This window comes from Desulfosporosinus sp. OT (genome assembly GCF_000224515.1).
Taxonomy (GTDB): Bacteria; Bacillota; Desulfitobacteriia; order Desulfitobacteriales; family Desulfitobacteriaceae; genus Desulfosporosinus.
Map to the genome: position 1 here is coordinate 19,256 of NZ_AGAF01000179.1, position 25,366 is coordinate 44,621.

The window sequence follows — 25,366 nt, forward strand, 5'->3', positions numbered from 1 at the left end:
AGGAATGGATATTCCATATTTCATCCATCTTTGGAGCGAGGGAAAACCTAACGAAGCATCAGGTAGGTCGTTTTGGAACAACAGGGCGAGTGAGTTTGACAAGTTAGTTCGTCAAGGCATTCCAGACGAGCGTATCCGCAAAATCGTAGAATTTCTGTCGTCTAATAACCTTCTTACCAAAAATAGTAGCGTCTTGGATATAGGCTGCGGTCCAGGCCGGTTTGCCGTTGAATTTGCCAAGAAATCAACGGAAGTTACTGGTCTCGATATATCTGATAAAATGTTAGACTATGCCGTGAATAATGCTACAGCTGAAAATCTCACCAACGTCTCATTTAAAAGCTTAAACTGGGATGAAGTCAACCTTGAAGAATGCGGCTGGGAAAAAAGGTTTGACTTAGTTACTGCGATCAACAGCCCTGGGATCCATGATCAAATCACCCTAGAGAAAATGATCACGGCAAGCAAGGGACATTGCTTCTTATCTAATTTTGTAGATCGTTATGACTCTGTTCAAGATATTATTCACACCGAAATTCTTAAACTAAAAGGGGCGAAATTTTACAATAATACCGTTTACAGCCTATTTAACATCCTTTGGTTAATGGGTTATTACCCTAATATTACCTATGTCGATACAGACCGGGAGCATGTCCGCACGTACCAGGAAGCTTGTGTTTATTACAGTTCGCTTTTTGAAGCAGAGAATTGCTCTAAAGAGGAGAAGAGCTCTTTGATAAGAAGCTATCTGGAGGGAATTTCCAAAAATGGATTAGTGACTGAGTATGTTCGGACGAAAACCGCCTGGATTCACTGGAAGGTCTAATTTAGAATAGTGCTTATCATTTTCTCAAGCTCTTTATGCTCCTTTTGGTTGCGCTTGGCGTAATCAGCTGCTTGATCCTTATCAATTCTGTGAATATCAAAATATCGGGCAACTTGAGAACCAAAGTACAAACCGCAAACACTGGCAACTGGATTCATCATATAATGTTCGGTTAAAGATATACCCGTATGATATTCTCCCTCTAAGAGCTGAAAAAGCTTGGTCTTTTCAGCATGGTCCCTAAGACTAGGATAGCCAAAGGCAGGCCTGATTCCTCTATATGAACCTTTTAATAAAGCTTGAATCTCTAGCTCTTCATCTGGAGAGTATCCCCAATAATCCTTTCTCACCTGGAAATGCAATAACTCTGCGAAAGCTTCAGCTAACCGATCAGCAAGAAGTTTCACCATAATTGCCCCATAGTCATTGCCTTGTTCACTAAGTTTCTCGGCATACTCCTTGGCACCTATTCCTGCAGTTACAATAAATCCACCTAAATAATCCGTTATCCCACTCTCCTTAGGGGCTATATAATCCGCAAGGCATCGATAGACATTATCCTTAGAGAAGGTTTGTTGCCTTAACATATTGAAAGTTGTGACACTGCCCTTATGGTACAGTTCAATGTCATCGCCCAGAGAGTTGGCAGGAAAAATACCCCAAACAGCATTTGCCGTAAGTATCTCTTCCCTTTCCAGTAAATCTAACATTTCATTGGCATCATCAAAAAGCTTTTTAGCTTCTTCACTATATTTAGGATCTTCCATAATCTTAGGATAAACCATCCCCATATCCCAAGCTATAAAGAAATAAGACCAATCAATATAGTTTCTTAGCTCACTAAGAGGGAAATTTTTCAAATATTGGGTTCCAATTAAGTTTGGAACCTTTATAGTTTCCTTATTCCAATCGATTTTGAATTTCTTTTCCCTGGCCTCATTGAGGGGCATGAGCTTTCTTTCAACCTTCCCGTAGGTTTCTCTTATTGTTTGATATTCTTCCTCTACTTGAGTTAGATACCTCCTTCGCTCATTTTTATCAACTAGCTTTTTGGCGACCTCTACAGATTTTGAGGCGTCAACACTATACACGACCCCCCTTGAATAGTTAGGTGCAATCTTTAAAGCGGTGTGAGTCTTAGAAGTTGTTGCTCCGCCAATCATTAGGGGAATATCAAATCCTTGTCGTTCCATTTCCTCGGCTACATGAGACATCTCATCCAAAGAAGGTGTAATAAGCCCACTTAGAGCTATGATATCGGCATTTTCTTTTTTTGCTGTCTGGAGAATTACTTCGCAAGATGCCATTACTCCAAGATCAATCACTTCAAAATTATTGCAAGCCAGAATGACTGCTACAATGTTTTTACCTATATCATGAACATCACCCTTGACCGTGGCCATGACGACTTTTCCTGCACTGCTGCTTCCGCCACTCTTCTTCTCTGCCTCAATATATGGTAATAAACAGCCTACTGCCTTTTTCATAACTCGTGCGCTTTTTACAACTTGCGGAAGAAACATTTTGCCTTCGCCAAATAATTCTCCAACCACCTTCATGCCATCCATAAGTGGTCCTTCAATGACCTTTTCTGCTTTGTCATATTGTCTTCTGACTTCCTCAACATCTTCTTCGATATATTCTGCGATCCCTTTGACTAAAGCATGAATTAAGCGTTCCTTGCAATCCTTCTCTCTCCAAACCAGCTTATTCTCGGCTTGATCCCCACCGGAAGCTTTGTAAAGCTCTGCAAAGTCTAACAGTTTTTCGGCAGAATCTGGTGATTTATTTAAAACTACATCTTCAACCCTTTCTAGTAGAACCTTATCTATTTCATCATAAATTTGAATCATACTAGGGTTGACAATAGCCATATCCATTCCTGCCGCAATCGCGTGATACAAAAACACCGAGTGCATCGCTTCTCTGATGGCATTGTTTCCTCTAAAGGAGAAGGATAAATTACTTACCCCGCCACTTACCTTAACGAAAGGAAGATTTCTCTTGATCCAGGTTACGGTGTTAATAAAATCCACCGCATAATTGTTATGTTCTTCAATCCCTGTGGCAATTGCTAAAATGTTCGGGTCAAAAATAATATCCGTTGGAGGAAACTTTACCGTCTTCACTAATAAATCATACGCTCTTTTACATACTGTAATTCTTTTGTCAAATGTATCTGCCTGACCTTGTTCATCGAAGGCCATGACCACAATGCCTGCACCATATCGTTTGATTAACGTTGCTTGCCGAATGAACTCCTCTTCCCCTCCTTTCAGGCTTATGGAATTGACAACTGCCTTACCTTGAATTGCCTTCAAACCTGCTTCTAAAACCTCGAATTTTGAGGAATCAATCATCACCGGAACTCTGGAAATCTCTGGCTCGCTGGCAAGCAGTTTAAGAAAAGTGTCCATTTCACTGTGAGCATCAAGTAGTGCATCATCAAAGTTAAGATCGATAATTTGGGCTCCATTTTCAACCTGTTCTTTGGCTATGAATAAGGCCTCTTCATAATTTTTCTCCCTTATTAATCGAGCAAATTTAGCAGAACCAGAAACATTCGTTCGTTCTCCAATATTAACAAAATTATTTTCCTTTTTTACTTTGAAAGCTTCGAGACCACAGTAAACAGTCTCTGTTTCGAGCGCCGGAATTTGTCTTGGGTGGATGCCTTTAACCGCTTCACTGATCGCTTTAATATGGGCCGGTGTTGAACCACAACATGCTCCGACAATATTCAAATGACCTTCTTCTGCTAATTCCTTTACCAAAGCTGCAGTTTCTTCCGGTCGTTCCTCATACACCCCCAGGGAGTTGGGCAGACCCGCATTAGGATGAAAGGTTACATAGCGATCTTGACTTTTAGAGAGATATTTAATGAAGGGAATTAAATCCTTGGCGCCAAAGGAACAGTTTAATCCAATGCCAATTATTTCGTCGCCCTTCATCGTATGGGCAAAAGCTTCCAGCGTTTGACCGGATAATATACGACCGCTTTTATCGGCAATAGTGCCTGAAATAAAGATAGGCAAGGTTACGCCTTTATCCTCAAAGACATTTCCAGCTGCAAATACGGCTGCCCTAGCATTTAAGGCATCAAATATTGTTTCAATAAATAGGACATCGACTCTGCCATCTACAAGCCCTTGTATTTGCTCCTCATAGGCAAGAACAAGTTCATCAAAGCTAATATTTCTTACACCTGGGTTTTCAACATCCGGTGAAAGAGATGCTGTTCTATTCGTTGGCCCGACTGAACCTGCTACGAATCGTGGTTTGCTGGGGCCAGCATTTGTAAATATATCAGCCTGTTCTCGGGCTAACTTTGCCCCTTGAAGGTTAAGCTCATAAACCTTATCCTCCATGCCGTAATCCTTTTGAGAAATCTTGTTGGCATTAAAGGTATTGGTTTCAATAATATCTGCTCCGGCTTCGAGATAAGTCTTATGAATGGCTCTAATAATCTCGGGATGCGTAATATTTAACAGGTCATTATTCCCCTTTTGGCTTCGCTGACACGAACAACTTCCAATGAATTCCTGCTCACTTAAATTATATCCTTGAATACAAGTCCCCATGGCACCATCCAGGACAAGAATTCTCTCCTTTAAACAATTCTCGATTGTGTATTTCATTAGTTTGCCTCCTCGATTTAGGATTAATGCTTATTATGTATCGATACATCTTGCCGACCTAATGTGATCTTTACTATAGCATCAAGAAATAGATATAATGTAACTCAAAAAAACTATGGCTTGTTATAGTATAAGACTATAACAAGCCATTTTATCTTTTCACCAATGATTGCAGTCGGCAGTGCAGAAAGGTTCTATTGTGGAATGATTAGAGGTTTTTAATTACTTGGTCCAATTCTTGCACATAAGCTATCGCCAGTCTGCTGGGCGTTACATTTTTATGAGAAATCCACCCTACCGTAATGGTTTCATTAATATCTAAAGGCACCGCGATAATGTTGTTGCCATTAAGGTCAGAACTTAAAACACCTGTTGAAATAGTATAGCCGTTTAAGCCAATCAAAAGATTAAACAAAGTTGCCCTATCACTCACTCGGATGCTCTTTTTATGAGATAGAGTGCTGAGAATCTCCTCGGAAAAATGAAACGAATTGTACTCACCTTGTTCAAACGACAGGCAGGGATAAGAATCCAAGTCCTCTAAAGAAACTCGCTCTTGCTTAGCCAACGGATTTTTGGCGCTGATAAAGACATGAGGTGAAGCTTCGAATAAGACCGTGAACTCCAAATTGCCTTCTTTCATAAATTTATTGATTACCTTGGAATTAAACTCATTGAGATACAAGATGCCAATTTCACTGCGTAGATTTTTAACATCCTCTAAAATCTCATAGGTTTTCGTTTCTCGTAAAGTAAACTCATATTCTTCCAAAGCGTATTTTTTCATCAAATTTACAAAAGCATTGACCGAAAAAGCATAATGCTGGGTGGAAACAGAAAAATGCTGGGGAGAAGGCTTCGCATCCTGGTAACGGTTTTCCAACAGTTCTGTTTGCTCCAATACCTGCCGGGCGTAACCAAGAAATTCCGCTCCCTCAACAGAAATACTAACTCCCTTGTTGGTGCGCTCAAAGATCGTAATATTAAGCTCGGCCTCCAATTCTTTGATTGCGTTGGAGAGACTAGGCTGAGTGATGAATAAACGTTTTGCAGCCTCATTAATCGAGCCCCTGACTGCGATTTCAATGGCATACTTAAGCTGTTGAAGGGTCATTTTTTCACCTACCTGTTCTTTTCAAGTTTTGCATTCGCTGAATCAGGCAACACGATATCATCAAGTCTGACTCTGACCGCACGTTAAATCAAATGCCTATCTCAACAATTATCTATTGAATAAAAAAGTTCACAAATGTAGAAACTTTGTATATACTAAACTTAGGGGTGAACTTAATGCATGCCATAATTCAAAAATGGGGAAATAGCCATGCCATACGCTTACCAAAAGGAATCCTAGAGGTTGCTGATTTACACGAAAATGACAGAGTGGAGATTAATGCGGATAACGACAGTATCGTTATTAAACGCATCATTAAAAAGCATAGAACATTAGAAGAACGTTTAGCCGATTATACTGGTGATTATAAATGCAGTGAATGGGACACTGGAGAAACAAAGGGAAAAGAGGCCTACTAATGTCTTATACACCAGAACAGGGCGATATTATAACACTTGAATTCGACCCACAGTCCGGGCATGAGCAGAAAGGAAGACGGCCCGGTATCGTGGTCAGCAATAATACTTTCAATAATTTCACGAAATTAGCAATGGTATGTCCAATTACGAACACTAACCGCGGATTCCCTCTTCATGTTGTTCTCGATGCTCGAGTGACAACAACAGGTGTTGTCATGTGTGAACAGGTAAAAGCTCTCGATATATCGGCGAGAAATGCTGCATTTAAAGAAAAAGCACCTCGGGATATTATAGAAGAGGTTGTAGATATAATATTTGGTTTCATCGAATTGCCCCATTAAAATGGCTCGTAATGCAGGTTTTTCCTAATCAAGGAAAAACCTGCTTATTTCTTTAAGGGATTGTACAAATGTTTGCATGCCTTTAGTCTAAAAGGCTCTAGTGCTTGCAAATAGCATCACCCAATCCATACTCACCTAACCAACCTCGAGCCCTCGAAAAGCCAAGGACAAATTATCTTTAGACAACAAAGTTAATCTCTTCAAATTCTGTTTGTCCCAAGTAGTTTTTTTAAGATCCGTGCCTCTGCAGCCTTGAATGACATAATTTGAATCAATTTCGAAATCCGAAATAATGCAGGGTATATCCTCTGCTTCGAGTTCAGGGCAAAGTGTTGTTCTGAATTCATGAGCAAGTCCGCTATTTTTTATGACTCCTGCACTTTGCCGAATTGCCGCTAACTCCAACAGGCTTGTCCCTATAATACTTTCATATTTGGAGAGCGGAGCCTTTATGTCCATGGCGATAAAATCCAGCAGCTCATCTTCTATCAATGCTCTTATAATATCCGGATTGGTTCCATTTGTGTCAAGCTTAACGAGTAAATTCATGGCTTTCAATTCTTCGATGAAAACATATAGATTCGCTTGTAATGTCGGTTCCCCACCGCTTACAACCACTGCATCGATCATTCCTTTTCTTTTTGCAAGCCATTCAAAAATTTCTTCAGTTAGAATACTGTTTGAAGTGTCATTAAGATCTAGTAGACCGGCGTTGTGACAATAACCACATCTTAAATTACAGCCTTGAGTAAAAACCACAGAGGCTATCTTGCCTGGATAATCCACAAAGGATGTCTTTACAAATCCTGCAATATTCAAGCTACCACCTCTGGCATCATAAATTTTTTCCTCTGATTGTACTCTTCTTTCTTGCCAAGATTGTAGTTTTTGACCGGTCTCAGGTAGCCTGTCACTCTGGACCATACTTCGGCTTCAGCACCACATTCCGGGCAATTGAAATGTTCGCCGCTGATATATCCGTGAGTATCACAGATACTGAAGGTTGGCGTAATGGAAATATAGGGGATCTTGTGTTTGTTAAATATCTTTTGAATAAGCCGCTTACAGACCTCTATATCCTCAACCGCTTCCCCAAGATAGAGGTGCTGTACCGTTCCCCCTGTGTAAAGAGACTGCAATTCGTCTTGTAGCTCTAAAACCTCAAAAATATCGTCTGTATAACCTACTGGAAGTTGGGTTGAGTTTGAATAATAAGGAACTTCATCGCCAGCAGTAATAATTGAGTCATACCTTTTAGTATCTAACATGGCCAGGCGATAGGAGGTTCCCTCGGCAGGCGTCGCTTCTAAATTGTAGACATTTCCCGTCTCCTGTTGAAACTTGACTAGGAGCTCTCGCAAATAGTTCATGACCCTGACCGAAAACTCTCGACCTTCTTCTGTTTCAATTCCTTTGCCCATAAAATTCAGTAAGGCCTCATTCATACCAACAATGCCAATCGTACTGAAATGATTGTGCCAATACTGTCCCGTCCGTTCTTTGGCATGTCTCAAATAATAACAGGAATAAGGATAGAGTCCCCTATCAGACTGCTGCTCAATGATTTTTCGCTTGATTTCCAAAGCTGTACGGCCGATTACAGCCATTTGTTTCAGACGTTCCATAAATTCCTGCTTTGTATGGGACAGATAAGCTAATCTGGGTAAGTTTATAGTAAATACACCAATGGACCCTGTGAGCGGATTGCTTCCGAACAATCCTCCACCTCTTTTTCTAAGTTCTCCGGTATCCAATCTTAACCTACAGCACATGGATACGGCATCTTCAGGTGACAAATCCGAATTCACATAATTGGCGAAATATGGGATACCATACTTGCAAGTTATTCTCATGAAGGCATCTGCTACTGGACTCTCCCAATCAAAGTCTGGGGTAATATTAATCGTTGGAATTGGGAAAGTAAACACTCTTCCCTTAGAATCTCCTTCCAGCATCACTTCACAAAACGCCAAGTTGAACATATCCAACTCTTCCTGAAAATCTCCATATTTAGTCTCAGCATAAGTTCCCCCGATAATAATCGGCTCATCTCTCAACGTTGCAGGCACCTTGATGTCAAAGGTAAGGTTAGAGAAAGGGCATTGAAATCCAACCCTTGTGGGAACATTGATGTTAAAAACAAACTCTTGCAAACACTGTTTGACTTGAGTAAATGTCAATTGGTCCTGCCTAATAAACGGCGCGCAAAAAGTGTCAAAGCTTGACCAAGCTTGAGCCCCCGCAGTTTCCCCTTGAGTGGTAAAGGTAGAATTAACGATTTGCCCAAGGAATGATCGTAAATGTTTGGCTGGACCACTTTCCACTTTGCCAGATACTCCTCCGAATCCGTCCAACAAGAGCTGCCTCAAATCCCAGCCTGCACAATAGGGCCCAAAAAAGCCTAGGTCATGGATGTGGCAGTCTCCGTTTTCATGCGCTTCGCGAACTTCCTGCGGATAGATTTCATAAAGCCAATACTTTTTAGTGAATGCTTCTCGTATATAATTGTTTAAACCATTAATACTTTTTTGGGTGTTCGCATTTTCACTAATTTGCCAATCTTTATCTCCTAAGTAGTCGGAAAACATGCCAATAGTCGCGCCAATAAGCGCATCCATCTCTCGGGTGCTTTTCCTTTTCTGGCGGTACAGTATAAAGGCTTTGGCTGTTTTGGCATGTCCATTTTCGATGAGGACTTTTTCGACGATATCTTGGATCGATTCTACATCGGGTTGCTTGTCCCGATAATTATTTTGTAAGACTTCAACAACCTGTCTGCCTATCTCCTCGGCACGCTCAAAGTTTGATCCTCCACAAGCCGTAGCAGCTTTAAAAATAGCATGTACAATTTTCTCTTGATTGAAAGGCTCAATTCTTCCATTTCTTTTAATGATTTCTGCTATCATCGCTTACATAACCTCCAACTTTCTCAATTAAAAAACCTCTCGACGCTGAGCGCCAAGAGGCTGTATATGTCCCTAAATACAATCCTATTTATAGAACCCCCTATCGCTCGTAGAGTTATTGGTTCATCAGATAAAGGCAGGTCTTCTGACTTTGGTTCATTAAACGTTCCAGGCCATCCAGTATTTACCGGTGGCTATCGTATGAAACATCTCCCCATTACAGTGGCGGGACCGTGCAGGACTTTACCTGCTTCCCTTTTAAGCTGTACTCTTAGTACTTGCACCTTTATTTTCCAATATTTACTTACTATTATGTTACTCCATATTAGTCAAATGTGTCAACCATGAATCTGACTGTCTGAATCTGATTCATGGCTTTTTATCTTCAAAACCTTCCTCTCTCTGGAATTTCGACAGTTTGTTCATATTTTAGCTAGCACTTGTTTAATTTCTTAAATTCTTACATTTTTCTACCTTTAATCACATACCAGTCTTTATCACCATGTTTATCTTTGATTCCCTCTAGTAATATTCCTTCTACCTCGGTTAAACCAGCCTCTTCAAAAGCTGATACAAACATTTCTTTAGTACCACTTTTTAGAGGTAGCATATCTTCAATTTCCTGGCTATAGTGATTATTGCCAACCTTCCCTTCCCCTATTGAACAAAAGCACAAGAGCGCCCCGCCAGATTTAAGTACCCTCTGCCATTCCTTTAAAGCCACCTCCGGCTGCAGCAGCGTCCACATCACACTGCGGTTCATAATGACATCCTTACAGTCATCGGGGAAAGGCAATTGTTCGACAGCGCCTTTACGAAAATCTATTGCCAAGCCTTTCTCAACGGCGTGCTGCTTGGCAATGGTCATCATCCCTTCCGAGATATCCACTCCCGTGCACTTATAACCCAGTGCAGCAGCTTTTAAAATCAAAAAGCCTGTTCCTGTCCCCACGTCTAAGACTTCGATACTCTGATCCTGACCCAGATGGGTCTTTAAAGTACTCTCCCAACGTGTCGCATCTTCTGCACTAAGATGTCCATGATGCCGTTCATCATAACTTTTGGCATGGGTATTCCAGCGCTCCTCAATATTTTCAAGAACTTCACTCATCTTAACCCCTCCTGAATTCATTTCTTGATTTTGATTTTAATTTTTGAATTAACTTTAGTTACCGAATGAGATGGCAGGCCAAACTTCTTCCCTCTCCGATCGGGAGAAGTTTAGGCGTCTCCACTTCACATATGGGCTGACAATCTGGACAACGAGGATGAAACCTACATCCCTGAGGGAGGGCAAACGGATTAGGTGGCTCACTGACAGCCAAGTCGAGCTTACTTTTGCGCTTTGACGGATCCAGGATTGGGAGTGAAGAGATCAACAGTTTGGTGTACGGGTGCAAGGGGTTCCGAAAAATACTTTCCGTATCTCCCACTTCCAAAAACTTACCCAAATACATGACAGCCATCCGCTGGGTCATGACCCGCACAATTCTGAGATTATGCGAAATGTACAGTAACCCAATCCCTTTCTGTTCCTGCCTCGTTTTCAACAAATCGAGCACCTGAGCCTGAACGGACAGGTCCAGGGAGGCAGCCGGTTCATCGGCCACAATAAACTCCGGCTCTAAAGCTAACGCCCTTGCTAAGCCTACTCTTTGCCTTTGTCCCCCTGAGAGCTCATGCGGATGCCTTTCCAGTAATTCTGAGCCTAGATTAACCAGTTCCAGTAACTGACTGATCCTTGGGTCATTGTCTCGTTGACCTCTTTGACCTCCTTGAGTTCCTGGATATCGTTTAAACGGCTCTGCCAGCAAGCGAGCTACTGTATATCTGGGATCCAAGGAATTATCGGCATCTTGAAAGATGGGCTGCAATTTAACACGCAGATTCTTCATCCTTTTGTTCGAGAGGGAATAAAGATCTGTGTCCTTATAATAGACGTTTCCCTCTGTCCGTTCTGAAAGACGCAGCAGTAACCTGCCTACCGTCGATTTGCCGCACCCACTTTCCCCAACCAGCCCAAAACTTTCCCCTTCGGCAATCGAGAAAGAAAGATCATCGACTGCCTTCACCGGCTGGCGTGCCCAAAACCTCAAATCATTTTTAGGATAATAGTATTTAGTTAGCCTTTCGGCTCGCATCAAATTGGACAAGATGGCACCTCTCCATCTTATTGTTTAGATAACTGGCCCGAGGCCGTATTTCACCACATAAGCTGATCGCCTCAGGGCATCTGGCATAAAAAGGGCACCCCGGTAATTGATCTGTCAGGCTGGGGACATTTCCCTGAATCGGATTTAGGGAGTTGCCCTCCACTACCTTAATTAACGCTCTGGAATAAGGATGCCCTGGGGTAAAGAAGAAATCATGCACATTCGTAATTTCCAACAAATTCCCAGCATACATCACGGCCACTCGATCGCCCATTTCCGCCACAACCCCCAAATCATGGGTGATCAAAAGCAAGGACATGGCATAACGAGTTTTTAAATCACGCAGCAACTGGATGATCTGATATTGAACCGTCACATCCAAAGACGTCGTCGGCTCATCGGCAATGAGCAAGCTCGGTTGACAGGCCAAAGCCATGGCAATCATGACCCGCTGCTGCATACCGCCGCTCAGTTCATGGGGATAATCTCGAATACGCCGTGCCGAAATGCCCACTTCTTCGATCAGCCGCTTGGCCCCCCTACGAGCTTCTTGCTTAGAACACTCGTTATTGACTCCATAGGCTTCCATTATTTGCTCACCAATGCTCATGACCGGATTTAAACATCCCATCGGTTGTTCGAAGATCATTGCTATTTCCCGGCCCCTGACCAGCTTCTGTTCGGGGGTTGAGTAAGGCAAGAGGTTGCTTCCCCTATACCACACCCCCCCATTCACCAAAGCATTAGCCGGCAACAAACCCAAGATCGCCAGGGCTACGACGCTTTTTCCACACCCAGACTCTCCAACAAGACAAAAGGTCTCTTGGGGCTTGACCTCAAAACTAATCCGGTCCGCCGCCCTCACCGGACCATGTCTGGTCCGGAATTCAACGGCTAGGTCCTGTACTTTCAATAACGTCTTTTCCATTTACAGTTCAAATTCCTTTCTGAGACTGGGATCCATAAAATCCCTCAAGCCATCTCCAAATAAGTTAAAACCCAACACTGTGCTCATAATCATCAACCCCGGAAAGATGAAAAGATGCGGCGCCGAACCCATAAACGAACTTGCTTCATTAAGCATACTGCCCCACTCAGGCGTTGGCGGTTGCGCCCCTAAACCTATAAAACTCAAACCACAAATTGCCAAAATAGTATGGCTTGCTTTGAACGTTGTATAAACAATCACCGGATGAACCGCATTGGGCAAAATATGATCCTTCATGATCTCCCAGGTGCTAAAGCCCATGGCTCGAGCAGCTTCGACATAGGGTAAGTTTTTCAGGGCCAGAACACTACTCCGCACCATCCTGGCAAACCCTACCCAAGAAGTAAGGACCAGGGCTAGGATAATATTAGCCAAGGAGGGCCCCAAGATGCCCGTAATGGCAATTGGCAAGATAAATGAAGGGAACGCCATCACCACATCGACCAAACGCATCAAGATTTCATCAATAATACCACCATAATAACCCGCTATTGCGCCAACGACTGTTCCTATGACCAGACAAGCCCAGACAACGCTAAAGGAAGCCGTTATGGAGGTCCTCGTTGCATAAATAATTCGACTTAACAAATCCCTGCCCAGCTGGTCAGTTCCCATAGGATGTTGCCAACTGATTCCCTGCAATCTCTCGTGCATATCTACTTGAAACGGGTCTTTGGGCGTTAAAAGTGGAGCAACAGAAGCTAGAAACACAAGCAATACGATAAACGCCAGGCCTAACCAGATCGATTTCAGCACCTGTTTAGCCTCCTTTTGTTTTGTAGGTTATCCTGGGATCAAGGAAGACATATAACAGATCCAACACTAGATTGATACCCACAAACGTAAGCGCACTCATAAAAACAAAGCCTTGGATTACTGGTATATCACGCTCACCGGCAGCTTGGACCAAAAAGCGACCCAAACCCGGCCAAGCAAATAACATTTCCACAATTACTGCCCCGCCCACCATATGACTGACACGTAAGCCTAACGCCGTAAGCACAGGGATTAGCGCATTCCTCAAGACATGCTGCGTAAGGATCACTCTATCTTTTAGTCCTTTGGCCTTAGCCGTCCGCACAAAGTTGCGCCACAACACCTCCATCACGCTCGTTCTTGTAAGCCTCATCAATTCCATAGCACCTGTAATCCCCATGGTTAGGGCTGGAAGGATGATATTCGCCGGTTTTTCATACCCCGATGCCGGCAACCAATGAAGCTTAACTGCAAAAATATAGACCAAAAGCATCCCCAACCAGAAACTGGGCAACGATATACCTGCCAAAGCTATTACCCTGAATAGATTATCTAATCTGGAATTAGGCTTAAGTGCAACCAAGGTGCCCAAAGGTAAGGCTATAGCCAAGGATATAAGCTGGGCGACGATAAATAACTTAGCTGAGGCAGAAAATTTTTGTCTAAACATGACGGATACATTCTCTTTGGTGCTCAACGAAGTACCAAAGTCAACCACTGCCGCTTTTTTTAACCAAGTCGTATACTGAACCAGCATGGGCTTGTCCAAGCCATTTTCCTGATTGAATTGATCGATTTGTCTCTGACTCGGTTCGCCTTGCAATTCTTTTTGGAGGATCAACCGAGCAGGCTCACCTGGGCTTAGATAGACTAAGGCAAAGGAGATGAATGAAATTACCAGCAATACCGGAACTAATAGCACAACTCTTCTAAAGATATAATAAGCCAGATTTCCACACCTCCCTGAGCCCGCAATCTGCTCCTACTTCTTTTTCTCTACAACCACATTGTCAAAACGAGGTTCGGAACTCACATACTCAATATTCTTGATGTTCGGTTTAGCCACTACAAAAACTGCTTCATTATAAAGTGGTATCCCGGCAGCCTGATCTTTGATTAGGCTATAAAGTGTTTTGAAAGAGTTTAACCGTTCTTGCTCATCGAAAGAGGTTACTGCTTTTGCTAACACAGGGGTTATCTGAGGGGAGCTAAAATACCCGTACCCACCAAATTCCGCTGCTTGCGGATTAAATCTCCCGTCCAACCTGAGATAGGCGCGCCGTTCCGGTCCGCCGATATAATAAGAACGTAAATCCCAATCCCCTTTTTTATTTCTGTCCGAATAAACCCCCGCTTCCAAGACATCTAACTGTAGATCGATTCCAACCTTAGCCAATTGGGATTTGATCAATTCCGCTAATTTAACCTCATCAGGGTTTTGATTCTGTACAATCATCTTTGGCTTGTATCCTTCTGGAAAACCTGCTTGCTTAATGAGTTTCTTCGCCTCTTGTACATCATAGGAATACTCTTTCACTCCCGCTTCCTTCATAAACGGTGCTGAAGGAGAAAACAGTCCATCCTTAGCCGGATTAATCCACCCATCAAATAAGGCTGCTAGGTCGTCTTTATTGATAGCATAATTTATCCCTTGGCGCACTGTTACGTTATTCCACAAATCCTTCTTATAATTAAACGCCAGCGCAGTGGTCATGGGAAGTTCTTTCTTCAAAACCTGAAAACCGTCATCCTTCAGAGACTTAAGCAAATTTCGGGGAGTATAGGCCGATCCGCCATGATAGTAATCGACAACAACATCCGCATCTCCCGACCTTAACGCCAACACACGAGCTTCAGCCTGGGGAATATCTTTAACCGTCACTTTTTGCAACGTCGGTTTTTTTTCGTAATAATTGTCATTTGGAGCAAAAACTGTGTACTGGTCTTTTTTGTAATCTATCACTTTCCAAGGACCCGTACCGATAAGTGTAGCAAAGGGTGCCGCAGGATCGTCCTTAGGCTCTACTGAAGTTGGACTCAAGATACTGCATTGATATTCAGCAAACGAGTTCATAACCAGATAGCCCTCTTGACCAGGAATAATGCGAAAAGCCACCGTGTAAGGATCGACAACCTCTACCTTTTCCAACTTGCCTATTTGTGTCCATTGGTTGATGTTATATTTAATCAGGCGATCATAGGTGAATTTAACCGCCTCCGCTGTAAAGGGTGTACCATCCGAAAACTTAATATCCTTACGCAAATGGAAGATTATTGTTTTTCCATTATCCTGGATGTCCCAGGAAGCCGCTAAACTCGGTTGTATCTTTCCATCAATTATTTCCACCAATCGGTCTGTGGAGAATATTTTTAGCAACATATCTCCCGTTCCTTTAATCGATTTGGCATCCGTATCATTACCGTAAGCAATAGTCAATACCTGGGGTACATCTGAAGATCCGTTTTGAGGTTCTGTGACCTCCTTAGAACAACCGACCATGGAAGACATTGTTAATGAAAGAATTAAAAGTGCCATAAATAGTTTTGTGAAGTGTTTCATCCCTATTCCTTTCCCCTCTCTAGCTGGGTATTTATTTTTTAATGCTGTAATAATACGTATACGTAAACTGTGTATCGTAATAAACCCCTGTCTCTCCTTCGTTTGAATGGTGACGTGCTATCAGCAGGTACTGTCCTATTTTTTCAACGTTTATATTAAGCTTTCCTTTTCCATCCGTCTTCATCTTCATTTGTTCCACGGAGCTTTCCTCATCTTCGGCGCACGCCAAATCTATGTCATTTTCCGGCAACACATCTTTATTAAGGTATAAAGTAAAATTAATATCTTCTCCTGTCTTCCATTTTTTCCACTCTTCAGGGACAATAGCCAAGGGAAGCCGCGGTGATGTAGATAACTGTTCCTTTGACAAATCGTGTCCGACAAGCATTGTCAAATGCGAAAATTGTGTAAAGGATGTGGCTTTAGGAGAGTCGGGATAATCCTTCAAGGTCCCCCTCAAGTGCTTTCCTTCCTTGTCAATTACATAATAGCCCTTGTTATGACATATAAAATGATATAAGCCTATTTCTTTTGGTGTGAATTGCATTAAATAGCTGCTTGGTTTATAATCTTGTATCTCCAATTGCTGCTTTTGTCCGTCAGGCAAAAGCACATGTGCGGACAAACCTTCTTTTCTTGCAAGTCCATGAGCTTGCATATTGTGACCCCATTTAAAATATATTTCCACCGGATCGCCTTCATGGACATGGGTTGTGTTTGGCTCCAACCAACCCTCATGACCATATTCCATATGGTCTGTGGTATCAAGAAACTCTACTTTCATACTAGTTCCCCCTTCTCCTTTATGCACCTTTCTGCTTAAGCAAGTCCTCATTTTCCAAGCTGGAATGAGCGCATTTTCCTAACTTGTCCCTCGTATCCTAATGAACCCGAGCACCAACAAGGCGACCCCCTTTTAAGTAAATAAAAAGACCAAAAAAGCTGACTTAAAAAGTCAAACCTTCATGGTCTTTGCAAACACCTTCATGGTTCTGCTCGGCGATATCATTTTCAACAAATATTCTATAACCTTGTTCAAATTCCTGCCACGTTTCTTGATAATAAAAATTAAATATTTAGAAAAATAATTTAAGAAGCAGAAGGGATTAAGCCTTTCGTGTAGAATAGATATAAACATAAGAAAACAACAAATATTCATTATGAAAAATGAGACCATGGAGGTCTTGACTTGACTTAAGTCCGGTCATACTTTCCGTGGTCTTTTTCATTTTGCAAAGGAGGTGATTATTGGCATATGAACCTATGCCGGATGCCTTTCCAAAGTTGATGTAATGAAATTTACTGTTTCAAAACGCCTTCAAAACTATCCTGCATCTAACAACTTCAGACCTAATGATATTTTGATCTGACCGTCAAGATATCATTAGGTCTGACCCTTTCTTAAAATGAGTCTTTCTTAGGCAACTTCTTATGAACTTGTCTGGAAAGCTTTTTTTAGTGTCTATGCCTGTGATGAATGTCTGGTTTATGCGAATGCTTATGAACAATAAGTTCTTGTTCATGAACATGGGAGTGGCTTCCCCATATAAGTACTTCTTCATTAAGATGACGGTGTGTATGGTGGATATCATGTCCATGCCTATGCTCATGTACTATAGGTTTATGTTCGTGTAAATGATCATGATCTTCCTTTAATAAGAGCACTGCTCCCACGACCATGATTGGAAGGGCAAGAAAAAACGATGCGTTTAAACTTTCATCAAATATAATCAGAGAAAATAGTGTTCCTACAAAAGGAGCAGTTCCAAATAATGCGCTTGTTCTTGTCGATCCCAGGTCTCTCATCGCTTGGATAACCAAAATAATACTCAATCCATAACTAAAGCATCCGAGTAACATTGCTTTTAAAATAAAACTAATAGCAGGCAATGAATAACCTAGAATAAGGGACAATATAAGTGAAAAATTACCGGCACTCAATCCTTTAATCATTACAATCATAAGAGGGTCTTTTGCCGATACATTGCGTGTGAAATTATTATCCATTCCCCAAAGAATACAAGCACAAAGAATCCCAAAAGCACCGATCGACAGACCCCACTGTCCAGATGAATCCCATGAAAGCAGGATGATAGCTAATGTAATTAGTATTACAGCACTCCCTATGCGTTTCCCAACTGCCTCTTTGAAGGCAACAACAGCAATTATGGTAGTTGCCACTCCCTCAAAATTCAGGAGAAGGGAAGCCGAGGCTGCAGGTGTATTCTTAAGACTGAACATCAAAACTATGGGGGCTGCAATCCCGCCTACAAGTATAGCGCCAATTAGCCACGGCCAATCATGTTTGGTGAGTTTAGCCTCCTCACTGAACAAAACGGTCGACCTTTGGAAATATCTTAGAAGGAAAAGTCCAACGCCACTGCCCAGATATAGAAATGATGCCATTAATGGTGCGGCTATTTCACCCAAAAGCAATTTTGAAATCGGCGCACTGATCCCAAATAAAGCACCAGCAATTGAGGCTTTGAGCATCGGGACAATATTTCTGTTCAACTTCATTTTGATTGCCTCTTGATTATAATATTATTATCAACCCAATCCAGCAATTCATTCACATTGTTTACAGTCAAACCAGTACTGATTTTGGCTTTTTTTAAAAGCACAATCTCTAGACCAAGTTCTAAGGCAGCGGATATTTTTGTATCCGTTCCACCAGCAAGACCACTGTCCCGAGTCAAAAGAAGATCTGCTCCATAGAACTTTAGCAATACTCTGTTTATCTCTTTGGAAAAAGGGCCTTGCATAGCTACAATTTCTTTGGGGTTTATACCTATATCCTTACATTTTTGGACTAAACGTCCTTCCGGTAGAACTCTTACAACCAAACGAGTTAAGGCAGCAAAGGAGCTATGCACAATGCTTTCTAATTGATGACTACCCGTTGTAATAAAAATTGTTACCCGCCGTCCTTTATCTTGATATATTGCAGACACGCGTTGTTGGAGGCAGAGTAAAGCTTCTTCCCAATGATAAACCGGATAAATTAAGGCACTTGTAGGAACTTTAGTTTCAGGTCTTTCAAGCCTGAGATAGGTAATGCCCCTTTGTTCACACCATAGGCTTAACGTTGTTAACTTACCACTGCTTGAAGGATGGCTAGCATCAAGAATGACGGAAGGCATCCGTAAGCATACCTTTTCCGTCCAGACTTGTATACGTTCAAACTCAAGTCCTCTATTATTAAGATATGCTGCGATTTCCCGTGCCGCAGCGGTTTCTCCCAAAAGTATGATCATTTTTTCTCAGACATCCTTTGTTTCAAAAAGTTTTTTGACCTGGCCAATAGAGGACCAAACGAGATACCCTGATAAACACTAGTCGAAAAGAGCTGACTATCCGGATCTTGAAAGACAATCCCTATCTTGCGGCGCAGTTCCATAATTTCAGCTGGCTTATAAGAAAGTTTTCATCCACGGAAACGGATGCAACCCTTTTCGACTGGAAAATCCCATTAAAGTGCAAAAACGAACAAGCTTGCCTGCTCCGTTTGAGCTGAGCGCGACTATTTTCTCACCGCGGTGCACCACCCCATTGATCTTTCTTTTTTCCCTTTTACGAACTTTATACTCTAACCCTTTTTCATATTCTCAATCTTAGTTCTTTCTACGAATCTTCCCAGGAAAAAGAAAAGAATGCCGACTCCAATACCTGTCTGTACACAAAAAAGTAAGCTCTCAATTTCGCCTGGTAATTCTCCGCCAATCCAGGTTTCCATAACAGGAGTAAACCAAGGCTGATAATCGGTACCTGTAATCTGGGAAACTACTTGACTTCCTGCATCATCTGAACCACCGAATTGAGCACCTTTTAATGTAAATAATGGTACAAGGGCGATCAATGCAGCTAAAATTAATAAAATGATCACTTTGTTTTTGGTCTTTGCCATTATTTATTACCTCCGATTGAGAATCCAATTTTCTTCAATTCTGGTATTGCGTAGGTTTCAAGACCCATAATGATGACAACGCTCAGAATACCTTCGATAATTGCCAGTGGAAGTTGTGTCGGTGCAAATACTGCAAGGAACTTGAGTGCAGATGCTAGGACACCACCGGTCTCGGACGGATAGGCAAGTGCAAGCTCAACACTGGTTACGCAATAGGTAAATAAGTCACCGATGGATGCTGCCAGAAAAATGCCGACATATCTATTGACTTTCAGCAGCTGGCATAATTTGTAGATTCCATAAGAAAGAAACGGGCCTGCAATAGCCATAGAAAACGTATTAGCACCTAGAGTGGTCAGTCCGCCATGAGCAAGCAGGATTGCCTGGAAAATCAGGACAATGATACCCAGGATGCTGACTGCGGTAGGCCCGAATAAAATTGCACCAAGTCCGGTACCTGTCATATGTGAACAGCTTCCAGTTACAGACGGAATCTTTAAAGATGAAAGTACGAAAATAAAGGCACCTGCCATGGCAAGCAAAGTAATGGATTTGCGATCCGCAGCGATTGTTTTTTAATTGACAGATAACCTATCACCAAAAATGGGACACAGATAGCCCCCCACGCTATACAGTATCCGACCGGAAGATAACCTTCCATAATATGCATTGCGTTTGCTACGGGAAGTATTCCGAAAAGTAAAGCAATCGCTGTTATACTAACAAAAAATCCTTTTTCTTTTATGTTCATTTTTCTTTGCTCCTTAAATCTTAATGTTAATGTCTCAGGCATTACATGTTCCCAAGCATTTCCCTTAAGGCCTGGATACTTATGGGATAGGCTTTTGTATCTTCAAGAAGATGTTTTTCTACAAGCAAATCATAGACTTCTATTATTGTTGGTCGTTTAAGATTTGCCTGTTTTAATACTTCTTTGTTTTGGAAAATTTCCAACGGCGTTCCGTCTGCGATAATTTTCCCCTGCCAGAATACGATGGCTCTTTCAGCCCATCTGTATACAAAATCGACATCATGGGTTGAAATAAGCATTGTCTTGCCTTCTGAACCAAGCTTGTCTAAGACTTCCTCCAGCATCTGTGCATTTAAAGGATCCAGTCCCGCAGTCGGTTCATCAAAGATGATGATCTCTGATTTCATGGCAATGATATCGGCAATGCTGACGCGCTTCTTTTCTCCGCCACTCAAATAGTGAGGCGGACGATCCTTATAATCCAGGATGTTCATATAGGTCAGTGCTTCCTCCACCCGTTTCAATACTTCCTTTTTGGGAAGTTTTAAATTCATCGGCCCGAATCCGACTTCTGCCATAACAGTGGAGGCGATGATTTGATTATCGGCTTCTTGAAATACGATGCCAATATTTTTCCGTAGCTCTTTTAAGTTCTTTTTATTGATGATTGTACCACGGTAACTGATTTCTCCCTGGTCCGGTTTGAGCACTCCGTTCGTAGTCAGGAAAAATGTAGATTTCCCGGCACCGTTGGAACCAATGACAGCGATTTTCTCACCTTCATAGATATCCACACTAACGCCGTTCAATGCAGTCGTCCCATTCCCGTAGTCGTAATATAGATCCCTGATCTTTAATATTGGTTCTTCCATAATCTTTCCTTTCTAGCGTGTAAAGCCCCAAAGCAGAATCAGAAAAATTATGAATACTGCGGCCTTGGCAATTTGTATTGGTTTTACCTTTTTAACCTCTTCCAAAAATATAAGATCTCCATCATAGCATCTGGCTTCCATGGCATTATAATAAGCATCAGCCTTTTTAAACGAAACAATCAGCATATTGCTTGCAATATTTCCAAATGTTTTCCAGGAAGTCTTTACATCACAGAAGCCAAGACGGGAATCGGCGGAATTTCTCATTTTGATATTGACATCAAACAGAATGAAAATGTAACGGTAAATTAAATTCGTCAGTTCTATAATAAGCTTCGGCACATGTGCCCTTTGAATCACACTGATAATCTCGGAGGATGGAGTCGATAAGGTCATCATTTCCATAGCACTAATTGCCGCAAAAACCTTCACCATCAAAAAAACCATCATCTTAAGCTTCGCCTGGGAAGTAAACACATAGAAGAGACCAAGGTACAGATGATACTGTCCAATCGGTTGTGTCGAAAAGTCAATGCCGATGGTAAAAGTACCAAGAAGAATAAAGAAGATTGGGATCGTTAGTATCGACAAATAGGCCTGTATTGAAAGTCCTCCTACTATGATGGTCAAATAGGCCATTGCAATGATGACCGCAACGGATACATAGGGATTGTTCAATACAATACAAAGAATCAGTGTCAGCAAGGAAAGAGATACTTTAAAAGCAGGATTCCAATCTCTGATTTTTGAAGAATAAGCATAAGCATCAATGGACGACCCTTCGCCGTGTTTATGTCCGATTTTATGGTGACGATGATTTATTTCATCCCCAAGGGTATGTCCATCCCGATGTCCACTTTTGAGAATGACTGTACTCATCATTTTCCCCTTCCGTGAGCTAACCTTGGCAAGTGCAAATCAATCTAACGGATTATCTCTCTTTATTTTTGAAAGTAATATTTAAAACGAATTAAAAAAATAAAACCCTTTACCACATAATAAAGGTAAAAGGTTTAACTGGTATTTGACCACAATAGTAGCTCCAAAGACACAGCTAATACACCCCCTAACATTCCCGTAGGTAGTTTTGACTTCGGAATAAGCAGGTCTCCTGGCTAAAGATCTTCATCAACTCACGTCTTCCCGGGAATAGATCCCCAGTGACATTTTGTAAGTAGACTCCCTTTTACAGTGGCGGGCACCGCGTCAGCTTAACTGACTTCCCTTTTCAATTCTTTTCCTCGGAAAAGAATCACTTATTCCTCGATATTTGATTTAATTAAATATTAGCACAACTTAAGGCAGTCTGTCTAGAACTAATTAACGTTATAGTGATCGGCAACACCCTACATTTTCTCTGAAAATAATATTGCCGAGCAGGTCTGGGATATCACAGAGCAAATCTTATATCGATCCATACCGATTATTACTCAGTTTAGACATCAGTTTAGCAGGAATTCATAAATAGTTGGCGAACGTCTGTAATGTGTATGTTTATATATGAATAGTCATAAATCGAGAAAACCATGAAGGTTTTCCAGGACCATGGAGGTCTGACACTTGCTAGTCAGTTTTCTATGGTCTTTTTGCTTTATTTAAAAGAAGGAGTGATCTTCAATGTGTGAGTCAAATGCCTATCTCAAAGATGGAGAAAACGAGGTATTACTCATGGAATCAGTTGATATCATCGAGCCTTATGAAAACGGTCTAAAACTCATGGATATTTTCGGGAAACAGTTGTTCATCCAAGCCAAAATTAAAGACATGACCCTTCTCAACCACCGTATTATCTTAGAAAGGTGCCCACCATTCAATGTCCAAGAGAGCACTTCATGCTTATCCAAAGTAAGCACCTAAATCTTTTTATAACCACGACTTGAGATTATTCATCCTGTCGTGGTTATTTTATTTACCGGGCAAGGACGCCCGATCCCACATGACCTATCGCCTAACAAAATTTAATAACCCCAGAATATAATTCCGGGGTAAACGCCTTGCAAATAATTAAATATGGCTCTCTATGAATGACTTCAATTCCGCTTTACATTCTAACCATACTAATATTACAGGGTCCGTCAGTTTCTTCAACTCATTCCACTTCAAGAAAAAGGAGTATGAGTTACGATAAAAATGTCTGAACGCCAAGTATTCTACCAATTTTCCCGTTAGACCCTGTGAAATAACAGGCGCGCGATTATTTGTGTCTTCGGTCATTTGTTTTAATAGTTCGCTATGCCAGTGATGACCTGTAGGGAGTTTGCCATCAATATTTTCCCCAATCGTTTTAAATAAATTTTCTATTCCATTATAGAAAAACCATTCTTCAAAAAATACTTCCAGGTCTTTTGAATAGTATTAGCGAAAGCTCCCTTATCGTGGGCCAGATCGGCAGGATCAGTAGTGAATACTGCATAAGAAACATGACAGAAGTGGTAAAAAGAATAGCCTAGCAACTCAGCAAGTCGACGTGGCGTGAGTTCCTCATAGATATGCGCCTCAATGCAATTCCGACATCGCTTCATATCCGTTTTGTAATTCATGCCTTTTCCACCTCACATGGTCATTATATTCGAGCAAAATTAAACAACTTTCCAAACTTGCGGAGTTTTCAATTAAGAGATCAAATAAATTTTGGTTTCGTCACTTAGAAATATTTCTCCCTCAAATCAAATTAAATCAGAAAATTTTTCCAATATTGCTGGATTAGGAAGGTAAGGCCTAGAATAGAATGTAGTGGTAGAACAATTTAGGGTAGGTTAGCAGACCGACCATAACAAACGCCATTAACAGAAAGAAGGGGGTTAATAGTAAAAATATTTCCTAACTACTAATTATAACATGGTGTTCTTATGAGCAACTTTGTGAAATATTGTGCAATTGTATCATATCGATTCTAAATGATGAACTGCTGCCGCAAATTTGCTTGTGCAGTATTCGAGTAACCAAATAACTTTCTGTCTCATGAGATGTATTCATCAACCAAAGTTCTTTTCCTTTTCTAAAAGATAGATCTTCTGGCAGTTGTGGTTGTATCCATGAGTGTAGTGAATTCGAAACTTTTTTAATATTATATTGGCCTGATTATCAGTGTTAAAAAATAAACTGATGCTGGTTCTGTCCCAAAATATCTTGTCCCCGGCCATTCAAATTGTTCTTTTATTTCTTTGAGTGAACTTGTTAATTTTTCGATAACTGTTCTTGCGTTGTCCGATACATCAATATCTTTTCTTGCCACTAATATGAACTCATCACAACATTGGAAAGCCAAGTCGATTAAATCATGATAAACTTTCCCTTTAGGGTCTGTAGAGATAAAAAACATCTAAAAATTCTTCCTCCCCTTTAAGCCGGTCAAGGATGGCCGATCTTTTCGCCATTTGTCATATAACGGTTTGCGTGTTCCCGAAGTCTGGTTACTACATTCATGTTCTCACAGATTTTGGTAACACGCTGTTATGTGAAGCTCCCGGGCCCTATATTTATTCTGCCAATCTCCCAAAGCGATCTAAAGGCCAATATCTTATTATATACAGGATTAAAAACTGCTTTTATGATATATATCTGATTTTGAAAATATCAACCCAAACCTTCTGATAAAAAGCATTCCTATAAGATTTCTATAACTCTTCTAAGGATATATAAATGATGATTTCTAATCATTATTATTTTCAAGACGTGTTCGTGTACTCAGCTGTCTAAATAGCTGATGAGCCAACCACATCTCGCGATGTTACTGTGCGATTCCAGATACTTAAGGAGTAGTCTCACTCGAGGGACAACTCTAAAACCTTCATGCTGCTTGTAGCTAATGATTTAGGAATCATTGCTCAAATGACAGGTAACGTTGCCGTAATCTATGATGGGTATATGGTTGAGAAAGCTTCTACCGTCAAAAATTGAAGGGATTACCATTAACTAAAGTAACAAGCCACTCTACTAAAGAGCAGCTTTGTTACTTCAATTATCATTCAGTTTCCTAAGGACATAGTAATTAGGCGAAACCCCGTTATAAATATAGTCACCGGATAAGTATTCCAAGTAAACTCAAAGGACTTAGGGTAAGAGTCTTGTTCGAAAACCTTCTTAAATAAAACTTCTACTTCACAGCTTGCTTGTTTCAAATGTTCCTCCTCCC

At 41.3% G+C, this 25,366-nt stretch carries 22 protein-coding genes, 1 pseudogene and 2 riboswitches; of the genes and pseudogenes, 4 read left to right on the forward strand and 19 right to left on the reverse strand.

Features of this window, described 5'->3' with window-relative positions; genetic code table 11:
* The first annotated feature begins 4 nt into the window (after nucleotides 1-4).
* Nucleotides 5-826 carry a class I SAM-dependent methyltransferase gene (locus DOT_RS17765; RefSeq protein ID WP_009621690.1) on the forward strand — a complete coding sequence of 274 codons (822 nt, stop codon included), beginning with the start codon at nucleotides 5-7 and terminating at the stop codon, nucleotides 824-826.
* Here the strand turns inward: DOT_RS17765 and metH are convergent.
* Both metH and DOT_RS17775 read right to left on the reverse strand, forming a co-directional pair.
* On the reverse strand, nucleotides 823-4,464 hold the full coding sequence (gene metH / locus DOT_RS17770; protein ID WP_009621692.1) for a methionine synthase: 3,642 nt from the start codon (nucleotides 4,462-4,464) through the stop codon (nucleotides 823-825). The genes DOT_RS17765 and metH overlap by 4 nt on opposite strands.
* Nucleotides 4,465-4,672: 208 nt before the next feature.
* Nucleotides 4,673-5,578, reverse strand: a complete 906-nt coding sequence (locus DOT_RS17775; RefSeq protein ID WP_009621694.1) for a LysR family transcriptional regulator — start codon at nucleotides 5,576-5,578, stop codon at nucleotides 4,673-4,675.
* Nucleotides 5,579-5,754: 176 nt separating this feature from the next.
* Here DOT_RS17775 and DOT_RS17780 point away from each other — a divergent pair, with 176 nt between their 5' ends.
* Both DOT_RS17780 and DOT_RS17785 read left to right on the forward strand, forming a co-directional pair.
* Nucleotides 5,755-5,997 (forward strand): AbrB/MazE/SpoVT family DNA-binding domain-containing protein, encoded by a 243-nt coding sequence (locus DOT_RS17780; RefSeq protein WP_009621697.1) that lies wholly within the window; start codon nucleotides 5,755-5,757, stop codon nucleotides 5,995-5,997.
* The gene (locus DOT_RS17785; RefSeq protein WP_009621699.1) at nucleotides 5,997-6,338 is read left to right on the forward strand and encodes a type II toxin-antitoxin system PemK/MazF family toxin; all 342 of its coding nucleotides are present in this window, start codon (nucleotides 5,997-5,999) and stop codon (nucleotides 6,336-6,338) included. Before DOT_RS17780 ends, DOT_RS17785 begins: the two co-directional genes overlap by 1 nt.
* Nucleotides 6,339-6,473: 135 nt before the next feature.
* On the opposite strand, the gene DOT_RS17790 is transcribed toward DOT_RS17785, so the two are convergent.
* From DOT_RS17790 to cbiQ, 15 genes and pseudogenes are all read right to left on the reverse strand, one after another.
* Nucleotides 6,474-7,157: an anaerobic ribonucleoside-triphosphate reductase activating protein gene (locus DOT_RS17790; protein WP_009621701.1), complete on the reverse strand. Its 684-nt coding sequence runs from the start codon at nucleotides 7,155-7,157 to the stop codon at nucleotides 6,474-6,476.
* Nucleotides 7,154-9,244: a ribonucleoside triphosphate reductase gene (locus tag DOT_RS17795; RefSeq protein WP_009621702.1), complete on the reverse strand. Its 2,091-nt coding sequence runs from the start codon at nucleotides 9,242-9,244 to the stop codon at nucleotides 7,154-7,156. Before DOT_RS17795 ends, DOT_RS17790 begins: the two co-directional genes overlap by 4 nt.
* Before the next feature lie 117 nt (nucleotides 9,245-9,361).
* Nucleotides 9,362-9,547: riboswitch (cobalamin riboswitch) on the reverse strand.
* A 157-nt stretch (nucleotides 9,548-9,704) separates the two neighbouring features.
* Nucleotides 9,705-10,355 (reverse strand): class I SAM-dependent methyltransferase, encoded by a 651-nt coding sequence (locus DOT_RS17800; RefSeq protein WP_009621703.1) that lies wholly within the window; start codon nucleotides 10,353-10,355, stop codon nucleotides 9,705-9,707.
* Between the two features lie 58 nt (nucleotides 10,356-10,413).
* Nucleotides 10,414-11,397, reverse strand: a complete 984-nt coding sequence (locus DOT_RS17805; protein ID WP_009621704.1) for an ABC transporter ATP-binding protein — start codon at nucleotides 11,395-11,397, stop codon at nucleotides 10,414-10,416.
* A complete protein-coding gene (locus DOT_RS17810; protein ID WP_009621705.1) occupies nucleotides 11,363-12,325 on the reverse strand; it encodes an ABC transporter ATP-binding protein in 963 nt (320 codons plus the stop codon). Before DOT_RS17810 ends, DOT_RS17805 begins: the two co-directional genes overlap by 35 nt.
* Nucleotides 12,326-13,141 (reverse strand): nickel transporter permease, encoded by an 816-nt coding sequence (gene nikC, locus DOT_RS17815; protein WP_009621706.1) that lies wholly within the window; start codon nucleotides 13,139-13,141, stop codon nucleotides 12,326-12,328. It lies immediately after the preceding gene.
* Nucleotides 13,142-13,145: 4 nt separating this feature from the next.
* Entirely contained in the window at nucleotides 13,146-14,117 is a 972-nt protein-coding gene (locus tag DOT_RS17820; protein WP_348982156.1) for an ABC transporter permease, read from the reverse strand.
* 6 nt (nucleotides 14,118-14,123) lie between these two features.
* Nucleotides 14,124-15,701, reverse strand: coding sequence for an ABC transporter substrate-binding protein (locus tag DOT_RS17825; protein ID WP_009621709.1), 1,578 nt, complete (start codon nucleotides 15,699-15,701; stop codon nucleotides 14,124-14,126).
* 31 nt (nucleotides 15,702-15,732) lie between these two features.
* Complete coding sequence (locus DOT_RS17830; RefSeq protein WP_040412701.1) at nucleotides 15,733-16,485, reverse strand: DUF4198 domain-containing protein; 753 nt, start codon at nucleotides 16,483-16,485, stop codon at nucleotides 15,733-15,735.
* Between the two features lie 671 nt (nucleotides 16,486-17,156).
* On the reverse strand, nucleotides 17,157-18,221 hold the full coding sequence (locus DOT_RS17835; protein ID WP_009621713.1) for a DMT family transporter: 1,065 nt from the start codon (nucleotides 18,219-18,221) through the stop codon (nucleotides 17,157-17,159).
* Entirely contained in the window at nucleotides 18,218-18,958 is a 741-nt protein-coding gene (locus DOT_RS17840; RefSeq protein WP_009621715.1) for a precorrin-6A/cobalt-precorrin-6A reductase, read from the reverse strand. Before DOT_RS17840 ends, DOT_RS17835 begins: the two co-directional genes overlap by 4 nt.
* Nucleotides 18,959-19,290: 332 nt before the next feature.
* On the reverse strand, nucleotides 19,291-19,608 hold the full coding sequence (locus DOT_RS17845) for a cobalt transport protein CbiN (RefSeq protein ID WP_009621721.1): 318 nt from the start codon (nucleotides 19,606-19,608) through the stop codon (nucleotides 19,291-19,293).
* Nucleotides 19,608-20,359 (reverse strand): annotated as a pseudogene (locus DOT_RS17850) (energy-coupling factor ABC transporter permease). Before DOT_RS17850 ends, DOT_RS17845 begins: the two are co-directional and overlap by 1 nt.
* A 41-nt stretch (nucleotides 20,360-20,400) precedes the next feature.
* Nucleotides 20,401-21,231, reverse strand: a complete 831-nt coding sequence (locus DOT_RS17855) for an ATP-binding cassette domain-containing protein (protein ID WP_009621725.1) — start codon at nucleotides 21,229-21,231, stop codon at nucleotides 20,401-20,403.
* 12 nt (nucleotides 21,232-21,243) lie between these two features.
* The gene (gene cbiQ, locus DOT_RS17860; RefSeq protein WP_009621727.1) at nucleotides 21,244-22,110 is read right to left on the reverse strand and encodes a cobalt ECF transporter T component CbiQ; all 867 of its coding nucleotides are present in this window, start codon (nucleotides 22,108-22,110) and stop codon (nucleotides 21,244-21,246) included.
* Between the two features lie 204 nt (nucleotides 22,111-22,314).
* A riboswitch (cobalamin riboswitch) is annotated at nucleotides 22,315-22,506 on the reverse strand.
* Nucleotides 22,507-22,848: 342 nt separating this feature from the next.
* Between cbiQ and DOT_RS17865 the strand changes: the two genes are divergently transcribed.
* Nucleotides 22,849-23,088, forward strand: a complete 240-nt coding sequence (locus tag DOT_RS17865; RefSeq protein ID WP_009621729.1) for a CooT family nickel-binding protein — start codon at nucleotides 22,849-22,851, stop codon at nucleotides 23,086-23,088.
* A gap of 440 nt (nucleotides 23,089-23,528) precedes the next feature.
* On the opposite strand, the gene DOT_RS31120 is transcribed toward DOT_RS17865, so the two are convergent.
* Nucleotides 23,529-23,771: a helix-turn-helix transcriptional regulator gene (locus DOT_RS31120; RefSeq protein ID WP_009621731.1), complete on the reverse strand. Its 243-nt coding sequence runs from the start codon at nucleotides 23,769-23,771 to the stop codon at nucleotides 23,529-23,531.
* A gap of 527 nt (nucleotides 23,772-24,298) precedes the next feature.
* Entirely contained in the window at nucleotides 24,299-24,553 is a 255-nt protein-coding gene (locus DOT_RS17875; RefSeq protein ID WP_009621733.1) for a hypothetical protein, read from the reverse strand.
* Nucleotides 24,554-25,366: the final 813 nt, after the last annotated feature.

What these genes read in the sequence shown, in the direction of transcription:
- DOT_RS17795 (WP_009621702.1), bottom strand. Translation starts at nt 9,244, where the DNA reads ATGATAGCAGAAATCATTAAAAGAAATGGAAGAATTGAGCCTTTCAAT.
- DOT_RS31120 (WP_009621731.1), bottom strand. Translation starts at nt 23,771, where the DNA reads ATGAATTACAAAACGGATATGAAGCGATGTCGGAATTGCATTGAGGCG.
- DOT_RS17775 (WP_009621694.1), bottom strand. Translation starts at nt 5,578, where the DNA reads ATGACCCTTCAACAGCTTAAGTATGCCATTGAAATCGCAGTCAGGGGC.
- DOT_RS17855 (WP_009621725.1), bottom strand. Translation starts at nt 21,231, where the DNA reads ATGGAAGAACCAATATTAAAGATCAGGGATCTATATTACGACTACGGG.
- DOT_RS17830 (WP_040412701.1), bottom strand. Translation starts at nt 16,485, where the DNA reads ATGAAAGTAGAGTTTCTTGATACCACAGACCATATGGAATATGGTCAT.
- DOT_RS17875 (WP_009621733.1), bottom strand. Translation starts at nt 24,553, where the DNA reads ATGTTTTTTATCTCTACAGACCCTAAAGGGAAAGTTTATCATGATTTA.
- DOT_RS17865 (WP_009621729.1), top strand. Translation starts at nt 22,849, where the DNA reads ATGTGTGAGTCAAATGCCTATCTCAAAGATGGAGAAAACGAGGTATTA.
- DOT_RS17765 (WP_009621690.1), top strand. Translation starts at nt 5, where the DNA reads ATGGATATTCCATATTTCATCCATCTTTGGAGCGAGGGAAAACCTAAC.
- DOT_RS17800 (WP_009621703.1), bottom strand. Translation starts at nt 10,355, where the DNA reads ATGAGTGAAGTTCTTGAAAATATTGAGGAGCGCTGGAATACCCATGCC.
- DOT_RS17810 (WP_009621705.1), bottom strand. Translation starts at nt 12,325, where the DNA reads ATGGAAAAGACGTTATTGAAAGTACAGGACCTAGCCGTTGAATTCCGG.
- DOT_RS17825 (WP_009621709.1), bottom strand. Translation starts at nt 15,701, where the DNA reads ATGAAACACTTCACAAAACTATTTATGGCACTTTTAATTCTTTCATTA.
- DOT_RS17835 (WP_009621713.1), bottom strand. Translation starts at nt 18,221, where the DNA reads ATGAAGTTGAACAGAAATATTGTCCCGATGCTCAAAGCCTCAATTGCT.
- metH (WP_009621692.1), bottom strand. Translation starts at nt 4,464, where the DNA reads ATGAAATACACAATCGAGAATTGTTTAAAGGAGAGAATTCTTGTCCTG.
- DOT_RS17785 (WP_009621699.1), top strand. Translation starts at nt 5,997, where the DNA reads ATGTCTTATACACCAGAACAGGGCGATATTATAACACTTGAATTCGAC.
- DOT_RS17780 (WP_009621697.1), top strand. Translation starts at nt 5,755, where the DNA reads ATGCATGCCATAATTCAAAAATGGGGAAATAGCCATGCCATACGCTTA.
- DOT_RS17845 (WP_009621721.1), bottom strand. Translation starts at nt 19,608, where the DNA reads ATGGCAAAGACCAAAAACAAAGTGATCATTTTATTAATTTTAGCTGCA.
- cbiQ (WP_009621727.1), bottom strand. Translation starts at nt 22,110, where the DNA reads ATGAGTACAGTCATTCTCAAAAGTGGACATCGGGATGGACATACCCTT.
- DOT_RS17840 (WP_009621715.1), bottom strand. Translation starts at nt 18,958, where the DNA reads ATGATCATACTTTTGGGAGAAACCGCTGCGGCACGGGAAATCGCAGCA.